Raw genomic sequence first — 20,659 nt, 5'->3', positions numbered from 1 at the left:
GGTTCGGGAAGGAAAAGCGCGCGGTCGTCCGGTGTCACCGACGGAGCGTCAGGAGGCGTACGGGCGTGCCGCCTTCGCCTCGCGCAGGGCGCGGGCCCACCACAGCAGCTGGTCGAGCATGAGCTTGACCGCGGATTCCGCACCCTCGGGGTCGGCGGGGAAGCGGCCCTCGGCGTCGTAGTGTTCGAGGATCCTGGGGAAGGTGACGATGTCCTTCATCCCCACGCAGTGGAACTCGGCGAAGATCTGCCGCAGATGCTCGATCGCGCGCACCCCGCCGGCCGTGCCGAGCCCGTAGCCGACGAAGCCGACCGGCTTGGCCTGCCACTCGGACTGGAAGCTGTCGATCAGGGTCTTCAGCGGGCCCGGCACGCTGCGGTTGTACTCCGGTACGACCACGACGTACGCCTCCGCCCCGGTCAGCCGGGGCCGCAGGGCCGCCGCCGTCGGGTCGTCCGCGTCCAGGCTCGCGGGCAGCAGGTGCTCGGCCACGTCGAGGACGTCCAGCACCAGGTCGTCGCGGCGGGAGGCCACCCGCGCGAACCAGCCCGCCACGTCCGGCGCGAGCCGTCCGTCCCGTGCCGAGCCGACGAGCAGCGCGACCCGCAGTGGGCGCGTCACCAGGCCGGACGCGCTCATCGCCGTACCGCCGATCCCGGCACGGTCACCGGCGTCAGCGCCAGGAACTCCTTGGCGTCGACCCGGGAGAGGATGCGGCGGGTCAGGGCCGGCATCTTCGTGGTGCCGTCGTCGGCGAAGACCACCGGGTTCGTGACCTGCACGCGCCGGCCCCGGGTGGTGATCTCGCAACCTCCGGCCGCCAGCACGTTCTTGACCCAGTCGGATCCCGGCCCGTACGGCAGGGTGATGACGATGTCCTCGCCGCGCCGGAACAGCTTCACCGGCGTGGCGAACTCGCGCCCCGACCTGCGGCCGCGGTGGTGCACCTTGCCGAAGCCGGGCAGCCGGCTGAACAGCGGGCCCACCAGATGGTTGGCGAACCTCCGGTTGAAGCGGGCCACTTTCCTGTCGATCGGCACGGATCTTCCCTCCCTCTGAGCTGTCGGTTGCCCTGGAACGCCGGACGGGCGCCGCTGTCGTGCACCGACGGCGGGCGCCCGTCCGGACCGGGGCGTGGGTCAGGCGGCCGGCTTGCCCGCGCCGGGTCCGCCGTTCGCGCCGGCCGGGGTCAGCGGGCCGACCGGCTTGCCGCCGGACTTCAGGAAGCGCTCCAGGGCGAAGTTGTCGACGATGCCCCAGCGCTCGGCGATCCGGTCGCCCTCGAAGCGGAACCAGATGATCGCCTGGTGCTGCACCTGCAGCCCGGTCGCCGGGATGCCGATGAAGGGGCCGGTGTGCCTGCCGTGCATCACCCAGCGGATCGCGGCCTTGTCACCCATCGAGATGAAGTCGAGGATCTCGTAGCGGATGTCGCTGAACGCGGACTGCTGGATCTTGATGGTGTGCTTGAACGCCTCCGGGCCGCGCATGGAGTCGTCGTGGCTGCCGTTGTTGCGGAAGTCCGCGGTCAGATAACGGTCGGCGGCCGAGAGGTCACCGAGGTCCAGGCCCTCGTGGAAGACCTTCTCGATGACCTCGCGCTGCTGCTCGGCGGTGAGGGTGGTGGGCATGCGTCAGTTCTCCTTCGTCGCTGCTGTTGCTGATGCCGCTGATGCGGCCGCGGTGGCGTTCCCGCGGGTGTCGAGGGTCTTGACGTCGACCTGGGTCACGCCCTTGGGCACGGCTCCCGTGGTCCACGAGATGCGCAGCCGCAGCCGGCCGAAGCGCCAGCCGTCCGGCGTCCGCCGTGCCGTGCCGGTGAACCGCCCGCCGAGCTGGAAGTACTCGGAAGGGTCCGGCGGCAGGGGCGAGCCGTGGTGCACATGGGACGCGATCAGGCTCCAGCTGAGCTCGGCCCGATCGCCGTCGAGGTCCGCGGAGCTCTCGGATCCGTGGTGATGCGTACGGCCCCAGCGCGCCATGATCTCGGTGGTGAAACCGCCGACACCGGTGATGCCACGGTGGCTGCCCACCGGGAAGGTCATCTCGATGTCCTCGGTGAACAGGGACTTGGCCCAGGCCTCGTCGAAGCGGCCCTCGTCGAGGCTGGCCAGATAGCGGCCGGCGAGCCGCTGGAGCTCGGCGAGGTCGGCAAGCCGGGCGACCTCGGCGGCCAGTGCGGCGGGATCCGCCGCCTGCGGCCGGGTCATGACACCCGGCGCGCTTCGGTGGTGGCGTCCGTCCCGTAGATCACGGCGCCGTCCGGACCGTGCACGACGGCCTTGCCCTCGCCGGTGAGCGAGTCACCGTCACGGCGGGCGCTGATGTCGATCTGTATGTAGGCGGCGTGGTGGCCGTTGGGGCTGATCTGGGTGACGTCGAGGTTGAAGTCCTCGCGCAGGGAGAACTCCAGTCCGGTGTCACCGGTCACGGTCCATGAGCCGGTGCCGGTGCTCTTCTTGGTCGTGACCGAGAGCGAACCGTCCGGCTCGAAGGTGACCGTGTAGTCGTCCACCTCGCCGTCGTGCGTGACCGTACCCGTCCAGCGACCGACGGGCGTCCAGGGAGAAACAGGCATCGACCACACTTCCTCTAGTCGGGGAAACCCGGGAGGACCCGGGGAAACCCGGGGAAACCCGGGAAACAAAAAATCCGCGTCCAGGCCGGAGGACCGGCGTGGACACGGATTTCGAGTCAGGGCATGAAGGTGCCGGAAAAAGTGTGACACCTTGGCCCGAGCTTCGTCAACTCCGGTTTTCCGGCGGCCACTTGATGAAGGACCGGTAAACGGAAAAGAAGCAGCCCCCGCGGCCTGGGGGCCGGCCGCAGGGGCTGCTCAACGGGATCCCCGCACGGATCCGCGTTTTTCTTCGGAGTGGTTCTGACGATCCCGCTCATGACGGTGGGATGGATAATTGCAGGGCTTATTCCCCGGCGCCGTTGCCGAAGATCGGGAATTACCGGGAATCGTCCCGGCGGGTCAGCCGGAACAGTTCGTCCAGGTCGTACTCCGCGCGCTGCGGACCGCCGTACCGGGTGATCTTCCGGCGGCTCGCCCACTTGCGGATGGTGGCCTCCGAGACCCCCATCGCGAGGGCGGCCAGCTCCGTGGAGACCCTCCGCCGTCGCCGGTACTCCTCCTCGGTCACGCGGCCTCACCCTTCAGCCGGTCGGCCAGGCGCATCCACTGGTGCGGCGGCAGGGCGTGCCCGGCGTCGCACGTGACATGGCTGGGCACCTGGCCGCCGCCGGTGGAGGTGACCCCGTGCAGCGTCCCGTCGCACCCCGGCTCCAGACACGGGCCGAGCGGGAACCTGTGCACCTGGCCGGGACCGAACAGCTTGCCCAGACCGGCGAGCAGTTCGGCGACCTCCTCGTCGAAGTCGACGGCCGCGGGGTGAAGGGCCAGCCACGGCAACTGCTGCTGCAGAAAACGCACCAGGCTGTCCATCCGCGGCCCCCGTGGCCGCGGCGCGCGGTCCCGCCGCTCGTCCACCACGAGCCGTGCCCACTGCGCGAGGACGTCGGTGACCTGGGTCCGCAGGGCCACCGCGTCGTCGTCCAGCACGATGCCCACGGTGCTCCGGCTGCCGCTGACGCGCTCACGCAGCCGGGGTGTGGCCCGGGTGAGGGCCTGGTCGCTCTCTTCGTAGAGTTCGAGCAGCGCGCGTAACTCCCGGTGCAGCCGGCCCACGCACCTGGCGCAGATCCGACCGCACAGGGGCACACAGTCTCTGCTCCTGTGGTCGTCGGCGAGTTGCCGAACCTCGTGCATGCCAATCCCCCCGGATCTCTGGGTTCTCCTGAGACTTCCTCCATGCTCGCGCCCGCCCTGACGCGCTTCAACGCAGGCCCGTTCAGGGTTTGGGCAAGCATCTGCAGTTGTGTGAACGGACCGTCAGGGCAGTGTGAGACGGCCTGAATTCGCCGTGCAGGGGCCGGGGTACGGCGGCCGGCCCGGCCGCGTCCCCGGAGGAACTGGTTCCGCCGCCGGGCCGGTCCGATGACTCCCGGGCAAGGCTTGAAGACTGGCCGATCCGTTTGATAAACATAGCAGAAGATACCGTTCGACCAGTTTTTTTCGACCACCCTTCAGACCTGCGGCGGGGCTTCGGCGCAGGCGGGCCACGGCGCTGGGAGACACCGATGAGGACCGTTCTGATCGTCGATGACGATGACGGCGTGGCCGAATCGCTCGCGCAGGCCCTGACCGTCCACGGGTTCGCGGCGCTGCGCGCCGCGACCGGGGCCGACGCGCTGGACCTGCTGGACGACGTGTCGCTCGTCCTGCTCGAACTCAGCCTGCCGGACCTGGCGGGGCACGAGGTGTGCCGGCGCATCCGGGAGCGGTCCTGCGTGCCGATCCTCGCGATGAGCGACCGGGCCGAGGAGCTGGACCGGGTGATGGCGTTCCACATGGGCGCCGACGCGTTCGCGTACAAGCCGGTCGGCTCCTACGAGTTGAGCGCCCGCATCCAGGCCCTTTTCCGGCGCACCGGACACTGCCCCGGACACGAGAACCACGGCCGGCAGCCGCAGCCCGCGGACCGGCCCGCATCCACCGTGCCCTCGCCCCGGGACATGCTGAGCGCCGGCCCGCTGGAACTCGACCTGCGCACCCGCACGGTCGCCCTGCACGGCGAGGAGATCCCGGTCACCCGGCGGGAGTTCGACCTGCTGGCCCTGCTCATGGAGGAGCCGGGCACGGTACACCGGCGCCAGGACATCATGGCCCAGGTCTGGGACGAGAACTGGTTCGGCTCCACCCGTACCCTCGACGTCCATGTCGGCTCCCTGCGCGGCAAGCTGGGCAACCGCGAGTGGATCGAGACGGTCCGCGGGATCGGCTACCGCCTGGTGATACCGCCCAAGGCCCTCACCCCGGTACGGCAGACGGCGGAGCAGCAGGGCGGCTGAACGGCTCGACACTCATGCGTACGGGGGCGCGCCCACCTCAGGGCCCCCTCGCGTACGCGAAACGCAGGCTTTCCGTACGCCGGCGGACCACGCCCCGGTACGCGCCCTGTACGCCCCGCGTCGCCGCGCCCCGCCCCGCTCGCCCCCTTCAGGTACGACCGAGCCCCCTCCCCGCACGCACGCGGGAAGGGGGCACCCCCCATGACGTTCAGGCGTGTCGGGCCCTCAGGCGTGTGCGGCCGCGGTGTCCAGGATGGTGACCCTGCACACGCCGGCCACCGAGCCCCCCTGGTGGAAGTCCACTCTCAGGCTCCGCCGTCCGAGCTCGTCGACCGTCGGTACGGATGCCGTCACCACGCAGGGCGTGTCGAGCTCGACGTAGCGGTGGAACGAGGCCTCGCACCCGACCAGCAGGCCGTGCGGCAGCCCCAGGCGGGCCAGGGCCGCCTGCCGGGCGGCCTCCATGACGAGCATGCCCGGCACATGGTCCACCGGGTGGTCGAACAGGACCGGGTGGGTGTGGTCGACGCGCAGCAGGTGCACCGCACCCTGGTCGTTGCCGGCCTCCCCGCCCGGCACGCCCAGCACGACGTCGAACTCCCTTGACCGTCCCACGAGTTCCGGCTCCACCGCCGGGATGAGCGTGCACGCCGGACGGACCTCCGCCCGCTCGCCGCGCAGCCTGCGGTACACCGCCGGGGCCACGCAGTCGCTCGCGGCGTACCCGTGCCCGATGAGGGTGCCGTCCCGGTGCGCGAGCACGTCGCAGGAGAACGACACGACGTGTTCCCGGCGGCAGCGGATGTCCTTGAGCGTCACTTCCAGCACCACGTTCGCCGGCGCCCCGGCCAGGCGGGCCCCCTCCTCGGTGATCTCGAACGAGGTGCCCTTGGTCAGGAACCGGTGCCCCTGCGGGATGCCGAGCGCCTGGTGCGCGAGGAGCAGCCCGGCCTGGCGTATCGATTCTCCCAGCACCATGGGGTCGTGCCAGCGCCCCGCGACCGGGCCGTAGTAGCTGTGTCCGCGGGCCCACTGCGCACCCACGCGGTACACGTCGCGTCTGTGCGGCCGGACGCCCGTGATGAGGACTTCCGAGACCGCCGCGCGGTGCACGAGCCAGCGTGGCACCGTGCGCTCAAAGAGGTCGACCTCCCCGTTTTCGAGGGTTAAAAATTCCAGTCGGTCGGCTTGCACAAGTGCACTCATCGTGTGCCTCCTGAGGCGCGGAAGGAATGCGGCCTTCCGCGAGCGGAACAGGACAGGGCTTACATGGGCCGCCGTCGTGCATGGCAACGCCGCTGCCGTAAGCGTACTAGCTGACTGGTTTTTTTTCTCTCGGACATGGCAGTCTTTTACCAAGGGACAATCGACGGGAACGGCGGGGTTGGGCGACCCTCACCGGACCGTCGGCGGACAGGAGGCAGGCACGTGGCCAGGGCCAGGCAGGAACGGGCCGAGATCACCCGGCAGGCGATCCTCGACGGAGCCGCGACGGCCTTCGACGCGACCGGCTTCGGCGGCACGAGCCTGAGTGACGTCGCACAGGAGGCGGGTGTCACCAAGGGCGCGCTCTACTTCCACTTCGCCTCCAAGGAGGCCCTCGCCCGCGCGCTGGTCGACGAGCAATTCCAGTCCACCGACCTGATCGCCGGGGAGCTGATGCCGGGCGTGCAGACGGTGATCGACATGGGGCACCGACTGGCGCACGGACTGCGCACCGACGTCCGGCTGCGCGCGGGGATAAGGCTGGTGGTGGAGTTCGGTTCGTTCGTCGACCCCGACCCCACGCCGTACAACTCGTGGATCAGCATCGTGCGGGACTGCCTGGCGCCCGCTCAGGGCCGCGGCGACCTCTTCCCGGGGATCAACGTCACCGACCTGGCGACGTTCGTGTGCGGCTCGTTCACCGGCCTTCAGCTCGCGTCGTACGTCCGCACCGGCCGCGACGACCTGCACGAGCGGGTCGCGGACATGTTCCGCTACCTGCTGCCGGGCATCGTCCCCGCGGACCGGCTCGCCGCCTTCCAGCCGCCCGGCTCCCCCAAGTGCCGTGCCGAGCTGGGGCTTCCGCCGCTCGACGACGACCGGCCGGCGGAGCGGGAGCCGGAGCGGGGACAGGAACAGGGGCAGGGTCAGGGGCAGGGTCAGGGGCAGACCGACTGACCGGTAGGCGGGGGCGAGGGGCGTGCTCGTCGCCGCACGCCGCTGCCGGCGGCCCGGCCGAGGCCCCCTGGCGCGTCACGACATGGACGGCGCCGTGGTCCGTACCCCCCGCAGCCCGTCCTCCGACGCCAGCGCGGGCAGCGTCAGTTCCCACAGGTCGGCCAGCCAGGTCTCGCACTCGTCCGCCGGTACGCCCAGCCACGTCAGCGTCTCCAGCCCGGAGACGGCCGCCGCCACCGGTGTCCGCGCGGACGACTCCGGTACGGACTGCCCGAGTTCACCGGCCCGGCGGGCCTCGTCCAGCAGACCGCCCAGCCTCCCCAGCCACTGCCCGTAGAAGTCCCGGGTGCTCTCGCCGGCGGGCAGAGCACGGCCGACAACGATGCCGCCGGCGTCCCCCGGCTCCCGCTCACGCGCGATCCGCACCGACGCGCGCACGAACACGTCCTCGCGCAGCAACCGCCCCAGCACATACGTCAGATCGACCACGAGCTGGAGATACGTCCCACCGCTCGCCTCCAGCTGGAGCACCGCGCACTCCATGACCTCCCGGCCGCGGTCCTGCACGGCCAGGGCGACCTCGTCCTTGGTGGAGAAGTGGAAGAACAGCGCTCCCTTGGTCACCCCGGCATGGTGGCTGATGTCGGCCAGCGTGGCCCGCACGTAGCCGTTCCGCGCGAACTGCTCGGCGGCGGCGACCACCAGCCGTTCGACGGTCCGCTCGGAGCGTTTCTGTTTGCCTGCCATCCGACGGCTCCTCGAAGCAACCCGTTACACCTCCTGCATGGGTCCTTCATACGCCTCGGCACCGCAACGGAACGCAAGCCCAGTGTCAGATAAACAAAAAGATTCCAAATCCTCACACTTTCCCGCGCCGATCCGCACGGCGGGCCGGCCCGCCGGGGACGGGCCGGCCACGCCCGGGTGCGTCAGTTCTTCACGGCGACGGCGGCGAAACCGGCCGTGTCCTCACGGTTGGTCCGGTAGTCCGCGTCGGAGGCCCGCTCGTCCGCCGTCTCCCACTCGTTGACGGACACCACACCGGGTTCGAGCACGGTCCAGCCCTCGGTGGCCACGAACCGGGTGATCTCCGCGCGGGTGCGGGAGGCGAGGTCCACCCGGAGGTTCGTGTACAACTCGTCGACCGCGGCCCGCACCGGCGCGGAGACGTAGTCGGGGCTGGAGTGGGTGAGGATGACGAGACTGCCGGGGGCCAGCGCCTCCTTGTAGCGCTCGACGGTGCCGTACGGGTCCTCGGAGTCGACGACGAAGTGCAGCAGGGCGCCGAACAGCACGGCCACCGGCTGGGAGAGGTCCAGCAGTTCCTTGGTCGCGGGGGCGGACAGGACCGCCTCCGGGTCGCGGAAGTCCGCGTCGAGGTACGAGGTGCGGCCGCCGGACCGCTCGCCAAGGATCCGGCGGGCGATGTCCCCGACGACCGGGTCGTTGTCGACGTAGAGGACCTTGGCCTCGGGGGCGACCTCGTGCGTGGCGGCCGCGGCCGGAATGCCGCAGCCGATGTCCAGGAACTGGCTGATGCCACGCCGGGTGGCGGTGCGCACCGCCCGGTTGAGGAAGCGCCGGTTGGCGCGCGCCCCCAGCGGGCCGCCGGGCAGCAGCTTCACGATGCCGTCCGCCGCGGCGCGGTCCACCGGGAGGTTCTCGGAACCTCCCAGGAAGTAGTCCATGATGCGCGCGGCGTGCGGTATCTGGTCGGGGGTCATGGTCTCGGGCATGTCCACACATCCTTGGTGAGGGGCTGAAGCGCATGCGGGGAGCCCGCGCACGGCCGACCGGCCCGGCGAGGGGCCAACAGAAAAGGCGACATCCAGAACCGGTCGCTACCGGTGGATGTCGCCTGAGTCATGCCGTTTCAGGGCAAACGGGCTCCGCGAGGAAGCGTGACATGTGCACGCGTCCGGTGTCAACGGAGGCTGGGCGTCCGCTCGGCCGCACCCGTTGCCGCCTCCCTCCGGCGCGGGCGGCTGAGGTGCTTCATCGCCGGACGCTCGACCAGCGCGTACAGCAGATACGCCAGGACGGTGGTGACGGCCCAGGCGAGCAGGCAGAGCCCGACAGCCTCCGCGAAGCTGTAAGGAGTGTGCCCGGCAAGGTACTTGCTGCCGCCGATCAGCACGGCGGCCTGGAGCAGATAGAAGGCGAAGGACACCTCGCCGAGCCACGTCGTCACCCGCCCCCGGAACGGCGAGCGCCGCCCCCGCAGATCGGCGACCGCGGCGGCCGGGACGAGCAGCCCGAGCGGGATCACCCAGACCGCGGAAAGGGCGTACAGGTACGGCACTTCGAGCGCGACCGCGTACGCCGCGACACACAGCGCCACCGCCTGCCACAGCCGCACGCCCACCCAGCGGTCGGTCAGCACCAGCCGGGCGAGCAGCATGCCGAGCACGAACTCCAGCATCCGGACCGGCGGCAGCTGGTACACGAACCAGTTCTGCACCTCGCTGACCTGCCAGCCCGGGAGGCGGGCCTCGCCCGGCAGCACGGCGTAGGCGAAGGCCGGTACGGCGACGACGGCGGCCACGAGGCCGGCCGTCCACGCCCACAGCCGGGCCGGGGAGATCGCCTTCACCGCGCGGTGCAGCAGCGGGAAGCACAGGTAGAACAGCAGCTCGCAACCCAGCGACCAGCTCGGGGCGTTGACGCTGAAGGACACCGCCGGGTCCCAGGACCAGGTCTGCACCAGCAGCAGGCTGGGCAGCCAGTGCTGCCAGGCGGTGGTGGTCGCGCCGGCGAAGACCACCAGGGAGACCGCGAAGGTGACGAGGTGGTTGGGGTACAGCTTGACCAGGCGGCGGCGCATGAACCGGCCCGGGGTGTCCGTGGGGCGGGCGGACCAGGTCAGGATGAATCCGCTGAGGATGAAGAAGAACGACACCCCGAGCCCGCCCGCGATCCCGAACAGCCGGGCCGCGTCCTGTCCGGCCGGCCCGCTGAAGGGGCTGAGCTGTGGGCTGGTGACGTGGTACAGGAACACGGCCGTCGCCGCGTAGAAGCGGAGCCCCGTCAGTGACGGCAGCCCGGCGAGCGACGGTGCCCGCCCGGTCCGGGCGGGCACACTCTCCTGGGGTCGGTGGGTCGGGATGGTCACGGATCTCTCCTTCGCGCGGCATGAAAAACACCGCGCGGCAGGCCGGAGAGCCTGCCGCGCGGTGTCGACAGCATGAGGCGGAGCACAAGGAAAAGAGAACGGTCAGCCGGCGGGAAACCCCGGTCCGCACCAGGGGACGCTCGGGGGCACACATCAACCGCCGCCAAGAGCGTGACAGCCCCCCTTCGCGGAAGTCAACCCGCTCCGGGTGCCGTCACGCCCCTGGCGGCCGGGCCGCGCGAGGACGCGGGTCAGACGTGGATCGGGTGCGACGTGCGCCCCGACGCCGAGTCGATCTCGTCGTGCGCCTTGGTCAGCAGGCGCATGGCGAGTTCGTTCAGCGCCCGTGCTCCCGCGATCTCCTCGCCCACCCGTGGCTGATTGGGGTCGGTGTGGTGCCGGCTCGCCTGTCCGTGGGCCCGTACCTCGGTCCCGTCGGGCAGGCGTACCAGCGCCGCCGCCCTTGTGTGGGTGTCGTCCTCCTGGAATTCCAGCTCGACATGCCATCCCACAGTGGTGTGCATCATGACGATCACCTCCGGACCACCTGTCTCCAGGATCACCCGTTGCGCGGCGTCGCTTCCAGGGTGCTCACCCGTCGCCGGCGTTGCTCCCAGGTGCTCACCCGTTGCCGCCGTTGCTTCCAGGGTGCTCCCCAAGTGCCCGGCTTGTCGCGTTCCCGTCGCTCCTGTCGTGTTCCGGACCCGAGTACGCCGCCCCGGCCACGGCCGCCGTTCACTGCCACCGGGCACGAAGGCGGCATGCGCTGCTGCCTGACCGCTTCCCAAGCCGCCCGCTCAGCCTTCGGGGCCCTCTGCGCCCTCCCCGCTCCCCACCACGTCCTGCGCTCGGCGGCCCTGCTGGCCCCCGTCGTCCTGCACGGACTGCGCACCCGGCACTCGGGCCCCCTCGCCGCGGTCCAGCTGGAACTGGTCACCCTCGCCGAGGACCACGCCGTGATCACCTGGTTCACGGGTGTGCCCGGCACGGACGACGGGCTCGGCCAGATGATCCCGGCGCTCACCGAGGGCGAGGTGGTGTACGGCACCCATCCGGCCCGCCTGAACCGGGTCGCGGGGGAGGACCGTCCGGCCGCTCACCACCGGGTGGAGCTGACGGGTCTCGAACCCGGCCGGACGTACTACTACCAGGCCCGTTCCCGGGGCGTTGCCGCCGCGCCCACCCCGCTGCACCTGGCCGGCGGCAACGCGGTGGGCACCTCGCCGCACGGCCTGGACACACCGGCGGGCCCGTACGCCTTCACCACGCCGCAGCCCCCGCCGGGCCGCCACCTGCTGTCGATCGCCCTCTGCAACGATCTGCACCTGGGCGAGACGACGGCGGGCCTGGTGGCCGGGCTCCCGTTGCTGCGCGGTGTGTCCCAGACGCCGGGCCGTGCCCCGTACCCGGAGATCATGAGCCGGGCGGTGGTCGCGGAGGCCCGGCGGCGCGGGGCGGACCTGCTGCTGGCCGCCGGGGACATCTCCGCGGGCGGCGCGCCGCGCGACCTCGCGACGGCGCGGCGCATCCTGGACGGTTTCGGTGTCCACGGACGGGACTACTTCGTCGTACGGGGCAACCACGACCGGGCGGGCCCCGGCGGCGACCCGTTCCACCGGGCGTTCGGCTCCGGCACGGGAGAACCCACGTACTTCGCCCGCGAGGTCGGCGGCCTGCGGATCATCGGCCTGGACACCTACGAGAAGACCGGCACCGGCGGCGACGCCGGCGGGATGGGGGCGGAGCAACTGGCCTGGCTGCGGGCGCGGTTGCGGGAGGCGAGGGAGCAGCCGACGCTCGTCTTCGGCCACCATCCGCTGACGGTACGGCAGTCCCTGTTCCCGGTGAGCGCGGGTCAGCGCCTGGCCCGCGCCCAGGCGCGCGCGCTCCTCGCGGCCTACGCCGCCGCGCGGGGCGTCTTCCTGCACCACGCCGGCCACACCCACCGCAACAAGCGCACGGTCCTGAACGAGGCGCCGCACGTCACGTTCCAGGAGGTCAGCGCGGTGAAGGACTATCCGGGCGGGTTCAGCCTGCTGCGCCTGCACACGGCCGGTTACGCCCTGAACCACTACACGCCCCGGGACGCCGCGGCCCGTGCCTGGGTGGAGCGCAGCCGCCGGGTCGCGGGCGGCCTGTGGGCGCACCACGCGCTCGGCCACTCGGTGACGGACCGCAACAGCGTCGCGGCCCACGACCTGTCCGGCATCACCCGTCCGTCGCCGCGGGATCCGCTGCCGGGCCGGCTCACGGCGGCGTAGCCCGGCGCGGCGGACCGGCGCCGGAGATCACGCCAGCATCAGCCCCATCCCCACCACCAGCAGACCGGCGGCGGCGATCCGGGCCGCCCCGAACCGTTCCTTGAAGACCACGGCCCCGATGGCGGCGCCCACGATGACCGACGACTCACGCAGGGCGGCGATGGGCGCGAGCTCGGCGCGGGTCTGCGCCCACAGGATCAGGGCGTAGGCACCCACGGACAGCCCGGCGCCCAGCAGCCCCGGTCCGAGGAACGGCCGCAGGGTCGCGAGGGTCCGCGTGCGCCAGACCCACAGCGCGTACGCCGGGATGACCACCCCCTGCACGGCCATCAGCCACGCCACGTATCCGAACGCCGACCCGGAGGCCCGTACGCCCAGCCCGTCCACCACGGTGTAGACGGCGATCGACAGCCCCGTCGCCAGTGCCGCGCCGATCGCCGGCCAGTCGGGCGTCCGCCCGCGCAGCCCCCACAGCGCGGCGCCGGTCAGCCCGGCGCAGCTCAGCGCGACACCCGCCACTACCCAGCCGTCGGGCACCTCGTGCGCGAAGATCGCGGCCAGCACGGTGACGGCGAGGGGCGCGCTGCCGCGCGCGATCGGATAGGCCTGCCCGAAGTCGCCGAGCCGGAAGGACCTCATCAGCAGCGCGTAGTACGCGATGTGCAGCGCGGCCGACAGCAGCAGATACGGCCATGCCCCCGCCGCCGGAACCGCGACCAGGGGCAGCAGCGCGAGCCCGATGACCAGCCCGCCCCCCGAGATCAGCGTGAACCCGACGAGCTTGTCGGTGATGCGGTGGGCGATGGCGTTCCAGCCGGCGTGCGCGACGGCCGCGAGCAGGACGGCCGCGGTGACCAGCGGGGTCACGCAGCGCGCTCGCGGACGTCCACCAGGGTGCCGCCGGCGTGGGCGATCAGGGCCTTGGGTGCCATCGGGAAGACGGTGTACGGCGTCCCGGCCGCCGCCCACACCACGCCATGCCCGAGCAGCGACCGGTCGGCGAGCACCCGCGTCCTGGTCAGATGCCCGAACGGCGGGACTCCGCCGATGGCGTACCCGGTCGTCTCCCGTACGACGCCGGCGGCGGCCCTCGTGACCTTCGCGGCTCCGAGTTCCCGCCGCACCAGTTCCACGTCGACGCGGGAGGACCCGTCCATCAGCACGAGCACCGGCACGCCGTCGGCAGCGAAGACGAGCGACTTGCAGATCTGGCTGAGTTCACATCCCACAGCGGCGGCTGCCTCGGCAGCGGTCCGTGTCGCCTCGGGAAACCTCCGGACCCGCCCCCGCACATCCGCGAGCCCCAACTCGTCGAGCGCGGCACCGAACCGCGGGTGAACTCCTGATTCCGAAGTGGTCATGCCGGGCACGCTAGCGGCCCGCGCAGCGCACAGGCGAACGGGTTACGCCCGGGTGACGCGTCACGGCGTCCGGACTCCGGGCAGGAGAAGGACCGGTGAGGGCGGGCGCCGTCCGCACGGTGCCCTCACCGGTCCGCTCTCCGGGAGCCGTCAGACGTGGACCAGCTCGCGGTCCTCGTCGTGGTCCGTCTTCGTGCGCAGGCCCTCGCCCTCGACGTCGACGTCGGGCAGCACGCGGTCCAGCCACTTCGGCAGCCACCAGGCCTTCTTGCCGAGCAGCGCCAGGACCGCCGGGACGATCGCCATGCGGACGACGAAGGCGTCGAAGAAGACCGCGATCGCCAGGCCGAAGCCGATCATCTTGACCATGGACTCGCTGGAGCCGATGAAGCCCGCGAACACCGCCATCATGATCACCGCCGCCGCCGTGACCACCCGTGCGCCGTGCCGGAACCCGGTCACCACCGCCTGGCTGGGCTTCTCCCCGTGGACGTATGCCTCCCGCATCCGTGTCACGAGGAAGACCTCGTAGTCCATGGCCAGGCCGAAGACCACGCCGACCATGAAGATCGGCATCATCGACATGACCGGACCGGTCTCCTCGACGCCCATCAGACCGGCGAACCAGCCCCACTGGAAGACCGCCACCACGGCACCCAGCGCCGCCATCACGCTCAGCAGGAAGCCGAGCGCCGCCTTCAGCGGGACCAGGATCGAGCGGAAGACCACGATGAGGAGCAGGAAGGCCAGGCCCACGACCAGGATCAGGTACGGGACCAGCGCGTCGTTCAGCTTCTGGGACACGTCGATGTTCATCGCCGTCGCGCCGGTGACCAGCAGTTCCGCGTCGGTGTCGGCCTTGACCTGCGCGCCGGTGTCACGGATGGAGTGCACCAGCTCCTCGGTCGTCACCGACGACGGCTTGGAGTCGGGGATCACGGTGATGGTCGCCGTGTCGCCCGCCTTGTTGGGCGCCGGCGGGGTCACCGTCACCACGTTCTCCAGGCCCTTGATCTCGTCGGCCACGTCACCGAAGGCGGCCTTGGCGTCAGCGCTCGACTTCGCGTCGACCACGACCATCAGCGGGCCGTTGAAACCGGGGCCGAAGCCTTCCGAGAGCAGGTCGTAGGCCCGGCGCTGTGTCGTCGACGTCGGCTGGGAGCCGTCGTCGGGCAGACCGAGTTCGAGCGAGGTCGCCGGGACGGCGGCGGCGCCGAGTCCGAGCACGCCCAGCAGCAGGACGGCGACCGGACGACGTACGACGAAGCTCGCCCAGCGCGTGCCCATGTTGGGACGCCCCTGCTTCCGCGCGGCCGAGGCGCGCCCGCCGCCCAGCAGCTTGCTCTTCTCGCCCGCCGGACGCACCTTGCGGCCCGCGTAACCGAGCAGCGCCGGAATCATCGTCAGCGCGATCAGGACGGCGACGGCCACGGTGCCCGCCGCCGCGAGGCCCATCTTCGTCAGCATCGGGATGTTGACGACCGCCAGGCCGACCAGCGCGATCACGACCGTGAGGCCGGCGAAGACGACCGCCGAGCCCGCCGTGCCGACCGCCCGGCCGACCGCCTCCTCGCGCTCCCGGCCCTCGGCCAGTTCCGCCCGGTAGCGGGAGACGATGAACAGCGCGTAGTCGATGCCGACCGCGAGGCCGATCATGGTGGCCAGCGTCGAGGTCGTCGAGCCCAGGTCCAGCGTGCTCGCCAGCGCGGTGATCGTCGCGACGCCGATACCGACGCCGATGATCGCCGTCAGCAGCGGCAGCCCGGCCGCCAGCAGCGAGCCGAAGGTGATGACGAGGACGACCGCCGCGACCGCGATGCCGATGATCTCCGTGGACCCGGTCTCGGGCGTGGTCTGGAGCGCGTCACCGCCGACCTCCACGGTCAGCCCGGCGTCCCGCGCGTTCTGCGCGGCCTCCTCCAGGGCGTGGCGGGAGGAGTCCGCCAGTTCCATGCCGGAGACCTTGTAGGTGACCTGCGCGTAGGCGATCGTGCCGTCCCGGCTGACCGCCTTCGCGGCGTACGGGTCGGCGACGGCGGCGACCTCGGAGCCGTCGGACAGGTCCCGGAGGGTCTCCTTGACGGTCGCCTTGTTGCCGGCGGCGGTCATCTTCTCGCCGGGCGGCGCCTTGAAGACGACTCGTGCGGTCGCCCCGTCCGCGCTCATCCCGGGGAAGCGTTCCTCCAGCAGGTCGAAGGCCTTCTGGGCCTCGGTGCCGGGAATCGAGAAGGACGTGGTGCCGGGGGCGGGCGCGCTGGCCGCGCCGACTCCGGCGAGGGTCAGCAGCGCCACCCACATCAGGGCGACGAAGTGCCGTCGCCGGAAGGCGAGTCGGCCGAGTTTGTAGAGGAACGTGGCCACGAGGGCGAACTCCCGGTCAGGTCGTGGTGTTTCAGGGCAGGGGTGATCACCGGCGGGGAGGGGGTGATCGTCCCGACGACGTGAGCGGTCGCGTCAGGTACCGGTGCGGGGTCCGGCGGGGAGGTCAGGTGGTGGGAACGCCGAGGGCGGGGAGGACCACGGCGTCGATGTACGAGACGAGGAAGGCCTTCGTCGGCGGCCGGTCGTCGATCAGCGCACGGGTGGCGAAGGCGCCGAGCATCATGTGCAGGACGTAGTCCAGCGCGGGGTTGTCCGCCCGGACCTCGCCCCGGTCGATGGCCCGCTGGATCAGCTTGCGGAACTCCCGCGCCTCGGGCTCCACCAGCAGTTCCTTGAAGGCCTTCAGCAGATCCGGGTTGGTGTGCGCCGCCATGGCCAGACCCCGCATCAGCGCGGCGTTCTGCTCCATGGTGCAGTCGTCCTCACGGTCCATCAGTGCGTGGAAGTCGCCCCGCAGGCTCCCGGTGTCGGTGGCCGCGGTGATGCCCGGCTTGTTGTGCCGGATCGCCCTGGCCACCAGCTCGGCCTTGCCGCCCCACTGGCGGTAGAGCGTCGCCTTGCTGGACTTGGTGCGGGCGGCCACGGCGTCCATGGTGAGCGCGTCGTAGCCGACTTCCCGGAGCAGGTCGAGCACGGCCTCGTACAGCTCGGCCTCACGCTCGGGTGTGATCCGGCTGCGACGCGTCGTTGCGACATCGGCCATGCGACTCACCCTTCCTGCTCGCGGCAATCGTTCGTACGACACGGTCTCGGACATGACGAATGTAGCGCAGCTCTTTCAGAAACGAAACCGTTTCGTACGTGTCGCCGGTCACGTCCGGAGCGACACCCATCCGGCCGGTGGATTTTTCATGACTTGCTCTGGTCCGTCCCCCGGGCGAAGCATGGGGAGGTGACCTATCTGCGCCTGCCCCACCTCAGCGGTGACCTGCTGTGCTTCGTCGCCGAGGACGACCTCTGGCTCGCCCCGCTCGACGGACCCTGCCGTGCCTGGCGGCTCACCGTCGACCGCACCAAGGTCGGCCACCCCCGCCTCTCCCCCGACGGCCGGCTGATCGCGTACACGAGCTGGCGCAGCCTCGCCCCGGAGCTGTACCTGGTGCCGGCGGAGGGCGGCAGCGGCCGGCGGCTCAGCTACTGGGGCAGCCCGGACACCCAGGTGTGCGGCTGGACCCCGGACGGCGACATCCTGGCCGTCGCCTCGCACGGAGAGCCGTTCTCGCACTTCACCTGGGCCTACAAGGTCTCCACGGACGGCTGCCCGGGCCGCAAGCTGCCGTGGGGCCCGGTCTCCGACATCCAGGTCGCGGACATCGACGGCGAACGCCGCACCCTCCTGCTCACCGGCACCCCACCCCATGAACCGGCCTCCTGGAAGCGCTACCGCGGCGGCGCCATGGGCCGCCTCTGGCTGCACGGCACGCGTCTGCTGGCCGGCCTCGACGGTCATCTGCACTCCCCGATGTTCGTCGGCGGCCGGGTCGCCTTCCTCTCCGACCACGAGGGCGTCGGCAACCTCTACTCCTGTGCCTACGACGGCTCCGACCTGCGCCGGCACACCGACCACGACGCCTTCTACGCCCGGCACGCCTCCAGCGACGGCACACGCGTGGTGTACCAGTGCGCCGGGGACCTGTGGCTCGTCGACGACCTCGCCGCGGACTCGGCACCGCGCCGCCTCGACGTGCGCCTGAGCGGTCCGCGCGCCGGGCGCCGTACCTACCAGGTGCCGGCCGCGCACCACGTGGACGGCATCTCGGTCGACGAGACCGGGCGCGCGAGCGCGGTGGTCGTGCGCGGCAGCCTGTACTGGCTCACGCATCGCGACGGCCCCGCCCGCACCATCACCGACACCCCCGGCGTACGGGTACGGCTTCCGGAGATGCTCGGTCCGGGCGGCCAGGTCGCCTATGTGACGGACGCGGAGGGCGAGGACGCGGTCGAGATCGCCTATCTGCCCCGCGCCACCGGCGACCGCGAGCCCCGGCGACTGGCCCGGGGTCAGCTGGGCCGGGTGCTGGAGATGGTCTGCGACCCCGAGGGCGAGCGGCTCGCCGTCGCCGCCCACGACGGGCGGCTGCTGCTGCTCGACGCCACGGAGGAGTCGAACGGCGAGGTGACCGAGCTGATCCGGTCGATCAACGGGCCGGTGCGCGATCTCGCCTTCTCACCGGACGGTTCCTGGCTCACCTGGTCGCATCCGGGGATCGGCCGGTCGCTGCGCCAGATCAAGCTGGCCCGGATCAAGGACCGTCTCGTCGTCGACGTCACCAACGGCCGGTTCGAGGACGAGAACCCGGTCTTCACCCGGGACGGGCGCTATCTCGCCTTCCTCTCCTGGCGCGGCTTCGACCCGGTGTACGACGTCCACACCGGCGACCTCTCCTTCCCGCTGGGCTGCCGCCCGTATCTGGTCCCGCTCACCTCGGCCACCCCCTCCCCCTTCGCGCTCAGCCCGGACGGGCGCCCGGCCGCCGGGGGCATGGACCCGGTCGAGGACGAGGCCGGCGCCGAGGGCGGTGAGGGCGGCGCGGTGATGGTCGAGGTCGAGGGCCTGGAGAGCCGGGTGACGCCCTTCCCGGTGGCGGCGTCCAAGTACTCGGGGCTGTACCCGGTCGCGGGCGGCGGGCTGGTCTGGCTGCGCTGGCCGATCTCGGGCGCGCTCGGCGAGACGTTCGTCAACCCGGACGACACCAGCGGCCGTCCCACCCTGGAGTACTTCAACATCACCAAGGCGAAGAAGTCCGAACTCGTCGAGCATCTCGACTGGTTCACCGTCAGCGGCGACGGCACCCGGCTCGTCGTCGTCGACGAGGGCGACCTGCGCGCGGTGCCGTCCACCGAGTCCGGCGACAGCGACACGACGACATGGATCGACGTGCGCCGCATCATGCACGAGGTCGATCCCGGCGCCGAGTGGCGGCAGTCGTACGAGGAGGCGGGCCGGCTGATCCGCGCCTACTTCTGGGAGCCGGGGATGTGCGGGATCGACTGGGACGCGGTGCTGGACCAGTACCGGCCCCTGGTGGACCGGGTCGCCTCGCCGGACGAGTTCGCCGACCTGCTCCGCGAGGTGCTGGGCGAGCTGGGCACCTCCCACGCCTACGTCTCCGCCGCCCGCCGCAACGAGGGCCCGCCCCACTACCAGCGCCGGCAAGGCCTGCTCGGCGCCAACCTCGTGCAACGCGACGGCGGGTGGACCGTCGCCCGCATCCTGCCCGGTGACTCCTCCGACTCCAAGGCCCGCTCTCCGCTCGCCGGTTCGGGAATCCGCGAGGGCGCGATCCTGACCCACGTCGACGGCCGCCCGGTCGATCCGGTCACCGGCCCTTCCCCGTTGCTCGCGGGCGCGGGCGGTACGACGGTGGAGCTGACCTTCACCCCGGCCGAGGGCGAGGGACGCTCCCGGCGGGTCGCCGTCGTCCCGCTGCTCGACGAGCGTCCGCTGCGCTATCAGGACTGGGTGGCCAAACGCCGGGCGGTGGTACGGGAGTTGAGCGGAGGCCGCTGCGGCTATCTGCACATCCCCGACATGGGCGGTTCGGGCTGGGCCCAGTTCAACCGCGACCTGCGCATGGAGGTGTCGCGGCCCGCGCTGATCGTGGACGTGCGCGGCAACGCGGGCGGGCACATCAGCGAACTGGTCATCGAGAAGCTGGCCCGCACGATCCTGGGCTGGGACCTCACACGCGACGCCCAGCCGGTGTCGTACACCTCGAACGCGCCACGGGGGCCGGTGGTGGCGCTGGCGGACGAAGCGACGTCCTCCGACGGCGACATGATCACGGCCGCCTTCAAACTCCTCGACCTGGGGCCCGTGGTGGGCCAGCGCACCTGGGGCGGCGTGGTCGGGATGACCGGCCGTCATCGCCTGGGCGACGGCACGGTCATCACCGTCCCGATGAACGCGGCCTGGTTCGACGCCTACGGCTGGTCCGTCGAGAACCACGGCGTCGCCCCCGACGTGGAGGCCCTGCGCACCCCTCTCGACTGGGCGGAGGGCCGCTACGCCCAGCTCGACGACGCGGTACGACTCGCCCTGAACCTCCTGACGACCCGGCCCGCTGCGACGCCGCCCGACTACAGCCACGTCCCGGACCGGTCGAGGCCCAAGCTGCCGCCACGACCCTGACCTTGCCGGGGAACGCCCCGGCGACGCACGAACACAGGGTGCCCTCCGGAAGGAAGGGCACCCTGCGTCACTGGGCGAAGCCGACTACCCGCCTACTTAGGCGTCGTAGTCCTGCGCGAACCGGTCCTCGGCCTCCTGCCGCTCCCGGTCCCGCTCGGGCTCCTGGTCGCGGCGGCCACGCTCGCGCGTGGGGTCGGAGGGGCGCTCGCGCCGCTCACCCTTCTCCTGGCCCATGCGCTCAGCCTTCTGGCGCAGCTGCTCGGCCTTGTCCTGGAACTGGTCCTTCATGCCCATGAGATTCACTCCCGTAGTGGGTGGGGGATGGGGCCTC

21 protein-coding genes are annotated in these 20,659 nt (G+C 71.5%); 4 read left to right on the top strand and 17 right to left on the bottom strand.

The window, feature by feature from the left end:
- Positions 1-48: 48 nt before the first annotated feature.
- From ACIHCM_RS34360 to ACIHCM_RS34330, 7 genes are all read right to left on the bottom strand, one after another.
- Positions 49-639, bottom strand: coding sequence for an NADPH-dependent FMN reductase (locus ACIHCM_RS34360; RefSeq protein WP_399904883.1), 591 nt, complete (start codon positions 637-639; stop codon positions 49-51).
- Positions 636-1,040 carry a nitroreductase family deazaflavin-dependent oxidoreductase gene (locus tag ACIHCM_RS34355; RefSeq protein ID WP_399904880.1) on the bottom strand — a complete coding sequence of 135 codons (405 nt, stop codon included), beginning with the start codon at positions 1,038-1,040 and terminating at the stop codon, positions 636-638. The genes ACIHCM_RS34360 and ACIHCM_RS34355 overlap by 4 nt, the downstream gene beginning before the upstream one ends.
- A 99-nt stretch (positions 1,041-1,139) precedes the next feature.
- Positions 1,140-1,631 carry an ester cyclase gene (locus ACIHCM_RS34350; RefSeq protein ID WP_399904877.1) on the bottom strand — a complete coding sequence of 164 codons (492 nt, stop codon included), beginning with the start codon at positions 1,629-1,631 and terminating at the stop codon, positions 1,140-1,142.
- A gap of 3 nt (positions 1,632-1,634) precedes the next feature.
- Complete coding sequence (locus ACIHCM_RS34345) at positions 1,635-2,210, bottom strand: nuclear transport factor 2 family protein (RefSeq protein WP_399904874.1); 576 nt, start codon at positions 2,208-2,210, stop codon at positions 1,635-1,637.
- Entirely contained in the window at positions 2,207-2,578 is a 372-nt protein-coding gene (locus ACIHCM_RS34340) for a dehydrogenase (protein WP_399904872.1), read from the bottom strand. Before ACIHCM_RS34340 ends, ACIHCM_RS34345 begins: the two co-directional genes overlap by 4 nt.
- A gap of 379 nt (positions 2,579-2,957) precedes the next feature.
- Positions 2,958-3,149 (bottom strand): hypothetical protein, encoded by a 192-nt coding sequence (locus ACIHCM_RS34335; RefSeq protein WP_399904869.1) that lies wholly within the window; start codon positions 3,147-3,149, stop codon positions 2,958-2,960.
- The gene (locus ACIHCM_RS34330; RefSeq protein ID WP_399904866.1) at positions 3,146-3,727 is read right to left on the bottom strand and encodes a hypothetical protein; all 582 of its coding nucleotides are present in this window, start codon (positions 3,725-3,727) and stop codon (positions 3,146-3,148) included. The genes ACIHCM_RS34335 and ACIHCM_RS34330 overlap by 4 nt, the downstream gene beginning before the upstream one ends.
- Positions 3,728-4,146: 419 nt before the next feature.
- Between ACIHCM_RS34330 and ACIHCM_RS34325 the strand changes: the two genes are divergently transcribed.
- Positions 4,147-4,917 carry a response regulator transcription factor gene (locus ACIHCM_RS34325; RefSeq protein WP_399904863.1) on the top strand — a complete coding sequence of 257 codons (771 nt, stop codon included), beginning with the start codon at positions 4,147-4,149 and terminating at the stop codon, positions 4,915-4,917.
- Between the two features lie 225 nt (positions 4,918-5,142).
- On the opposite strand, the gene ACIHCM_RS34320 is transcribed toward ACIHCM_RS34325, so the two are convergent.
- Complete coding sequence (locus ACIHCM_RS34320) at positions 5,143-6,123, bottom strand: ScbA/BarX family gamma-butyrolactone biosynthesis protein (protein ID WP_399904860.1); 981 nt, start codon at positions 6,121-6,123, stop codon at positions 5,143-5,145.
- A 222-nt stretch (positions 6,124-6,345) separates the two neighbouring features.
- Here ACIHCM_RS34320 and ACIHCM_RS34315 point away from each other — a divergent pair, with 222 nt between their 5' ends.
- A complete protein-coding gene (locus tag ACIHCM_RS34315) occupies positions 6,346-7,080 on the top strand; it encodes a ScbR family autoregulator-binding transcription factor (RefSeq protein WP_399904856.1) in 735 nt (244 codons plus the stop codon).
- Positions 7,081-7,155: 75 nt separating this feature from the next.
- Here ACIHCM_RS34315 and ACIHCM_RS34310 read toward each other — a convergent pair whose 3' ends face one another.
- From ACIHCM_RS34310 to ACIHCM_RS34295, 4 genes are all read right to left on the bottom strand, one after another.
- The gene (locus tag ACIHCM_RS34310) at positions 7,156-7,827 is read right to left on the bottom strand and encodes a ScbR family autoregulator-binding transcription factor (RefSeq protein ID WP_399904853.1); all 672 of its coding nucleotides are present in this window, start codon (positions 7,825-7,827) and stop codon (positions 7,156-7,158) included.
- Between the two features lie 182 nt (positions 7,828-8,009).
- Positions 8,010-8,816 (bottom strand): SAM-dependent methyltransferase, encoded by an 807-nt coding sequence (locus tag ACIHCM_RS34305; protein ID WP_399904850.1) that lies wholly within the window; start codon positions 8,814-8,816, stop codon positions 8,010-8,012.
- A gap of 188 nt (positions 8,817-9,004) precedes the next feature.
- Complete coding sequence (locus ACIHCM_RS34300) at positions 9,005-10,192, bottom strand: acyltransferase family protein (protein WP_399904847.1); 1,188 nt, start codon at positions 10,190-10,192, stop codon at positions 9,005-9,007.
- 251 nt (positions 10,193-10,443) lie between these two features.
- Positions 10,444-10,719, bottom strand: a complete 276-nt coding sequence (locus tag ACIHCM_RS34295; RefSeq protein ID WP_393110437.1) for a DUF1876 domain-containing protein — start codon at positions 10,717-10,719, stop codon at positions 10,444-10,446.
- 234 nt (positions 10,720-10,953) lie between these two features.
- Here ACIHCM_RS34295 and ACIHCM_RS34290 point away from each other — a divergent pair, with 234 nt between their 5' ends.
- Positions 10,954-12,453 carry a metallophosphoesterase gene (locus ACIHCM_RS34290; protein ID WP_399904844.1) on the top strand — a complete coding sequence of 500 codons (1,500 nt, stop codon included), beginning with the start codon at positions 10,954-10,956 and terminating at the stop codon, positions 12,451-12,453.
- A 27-nt stretch (positions 12,454-12,480) separates the two neighbouring features.
- Here ACIHCM_RS34290 and ACIHCM_RS34285 read toward each other — a convergent pair whose 3' ends face one another.
- The 4 genes from ACIHCM_RS34285 to ACIHCM_RS34270 form a co-directional block, all read right to left on the bottom strand.
- On the bottom strand, positions 12,481-13,320 hold the full coding sequence (locus ACIHCM_RS34285) for an EamA family transporter (RefSeq protein WP_399904841.1): 840 nt from the start codon (positions 13,318-13,320) through the stop codon (positions 12,481-12,483).
- Positions 13,317-13,814 carry a YbaK/EbsC family protein gene (locus ACIHCM_RS34280; protein ID WP_399904838.1) on the bottom strand — a complete coding sequence of 166 codons (498 nt, stop codon included), beginning with the start codon at positions 13,812-13,814 and terminating at the stop codon, positions 13,317-13,319. Before ACIHCM_RS34280 ends, ACIHCM_RS34285 begins: the two co-directional genes overlap by 4 nt.
- Before the next feature lie 150 nt (positions 13,815-13,964).
- Positions 13,965-16,175: an MMPL family transporter gene (locus ACIHCM_RS34275; RefSeq protein WP_399904835.1), complete on the bottom strand. Its 2,211-nt coding sequence runs from the start codon at positions 16,173-16,175 to the stop codon at positions 13,965-13,967.
- 124 nt (positions 16,176-16,299) lie between these two features.
- Positions 16,300-16,899 (bottom strand): TetR/AcrR family transcriptional regulator, encoded by a 600-nt coding sequence (locus ACIHCM_RS34270; protein WP_399904832.1) that lies wholly within the window; start codon positions 16,897-16,899, stop codon positions 16,300-16,302.
- A gap of 189 nt (positions 16,900-17,088) precedes the next feature.
- Here ACIHCM_RS34270 and ACIHCM_RS34265 point away from each other — a divergent pair, with 189 nt between their 5' ends.
- A complete protein-coding gene (locus ACIHCM_RS34265) occupies positions 17,089-20,328 on the top strand; it encodes a S41 family peptidase (protein ID WP_399904829.1) in 3,240 nt (1,079 codons plus the stop codon).
- Between the two features lie 96 nt (positions 20,329-20,424).
- On the opposite strand, the gene ACIHCM_RS34260 is transcribed toward ACIHCM_RS34265, so the two are convergent.
- Positions 20,425-20,622 (bottom strand): hypothetical protein, encoded by a 198-nt coding sequence (locus tag ACIHCM_RS34260; protein ID WP_399904826.1) that lies wholly within the window; start codon positions 20,620-20,622, stop codon positions 20,425-20,427.
- Between the last annotated feature and the right edge of the window lie 37 nt (positions 20,623-20,659).

It is taken from the genome of Streptomyces sp. NPDC052023 (assembly GCF_044548465.1).
GTDB lineage: Bacteria > Actinomycetota > Actinomycetes > Streptomycetales > Streptomycetaceae > Streptomyces.
This window is presented reverse-complemented; position numbering and strand designations above follow the sequence as displayed.

Excerpts from the sequence above, each read along its gene's own strand:
- ACIHCM_RS34360 (WP_399904883.1), bottom strand. The coding sequence starts at position 639 with ATGAGCGCGTCCGGCCTGGTGACGCGCCCACTGCGGGTCGCGCTGCTC.
- ACIHCM_RS34350 (WP_399904877.1), bottom strand. The coding sequence starts at position 1,631 with ATGCCCACCACCCTCACCGCCGAGCAGCAGCGCGAGGTCATCGAGAAG.
- ACIHCM_RS34345 (WP_399904874.1), bottom strand. The coding sequence starts at position 2,210 with ATGACCCGGCCGCAGGCGGCGGATCCCGCCGCACTGGCCGCCGAGGTC.
- ACIHCM_RS34340 (WP_399904872.1), bottom strand. The coding sequence starts at position 2,578 with ATGCCTGTTTCTCCCTGGACGCCCGTCGGTCGCTGGACGGGTACGGTC.
- ACIHCM_RS34325 (WP_399904863.1), top strand. The coding sequence starts at position 4,147 with ATGAGGACCGTTCTGATCGTCGATGACGATGACGGCGTGGCCGAATCG.
- ACIHCM_RS34320 (WP_399904860.1), bottom strand. The coding sequence starts at position 6,123 with ATGAGTGCACTTGTGCAAGCCGACCGACTGGAATTTTTAACCCTCGAA.
- ACIHCM_RS34310 (WP_399904853.1), bottom strand. The coding sequence starts at position 7,827 with ATGGCAGGCAAACAGAAACGCTCCGAGCGGACCGTCGAACGGCTGGTG.
- ACIHCM_RS34305 (WP_399904850.1), bottom strand. The coding sequence starts at position 8,816 with ATGCCCGAGACCATGACCCCCGACCAGATACCGCACGCCGCGCGCATC.
- ACIHCM_RS34295 (WP_393110437.1), bottom strand. The coding sequence starts at position 10,719 with ATGATGCACACCACTGTGGGATGGCATGTCGAGCTGGAATTCCAGGAG.
- ACIHCM_RS34290 (WP_399904844.1), top strand. The coding sequence starts at position 10,954 with ATGCGCTGCTGCCTGACCGCTTCCCAAGCCGCCCGCTCAGCCTTCGGG.
- ACIHCM_RS34280 (WP_399904838.1), bottom strand. The coding sequence starts at position 13,814 with ATGACCACTTCGGAATCAGGAGTTCACCCGCGGTTCGGTGCCGCGCTC.
- ACIHCM_RS34270 (WP_399904832.1), bottom strand. The coding sequence starts at position 16,899 with ATGGCCGATGTCGCAACGACGCGTCGCAGCCGGATCACACCCGAGCGT.
- ACIHCM_RS34260 (WP_399904826.1), bottom strand. The coding sequence starts at position 20,622 with ATGGGCATGAAGGACCAGTTCCAGGACAAGGCCGAGCAGCTGCGCCAG.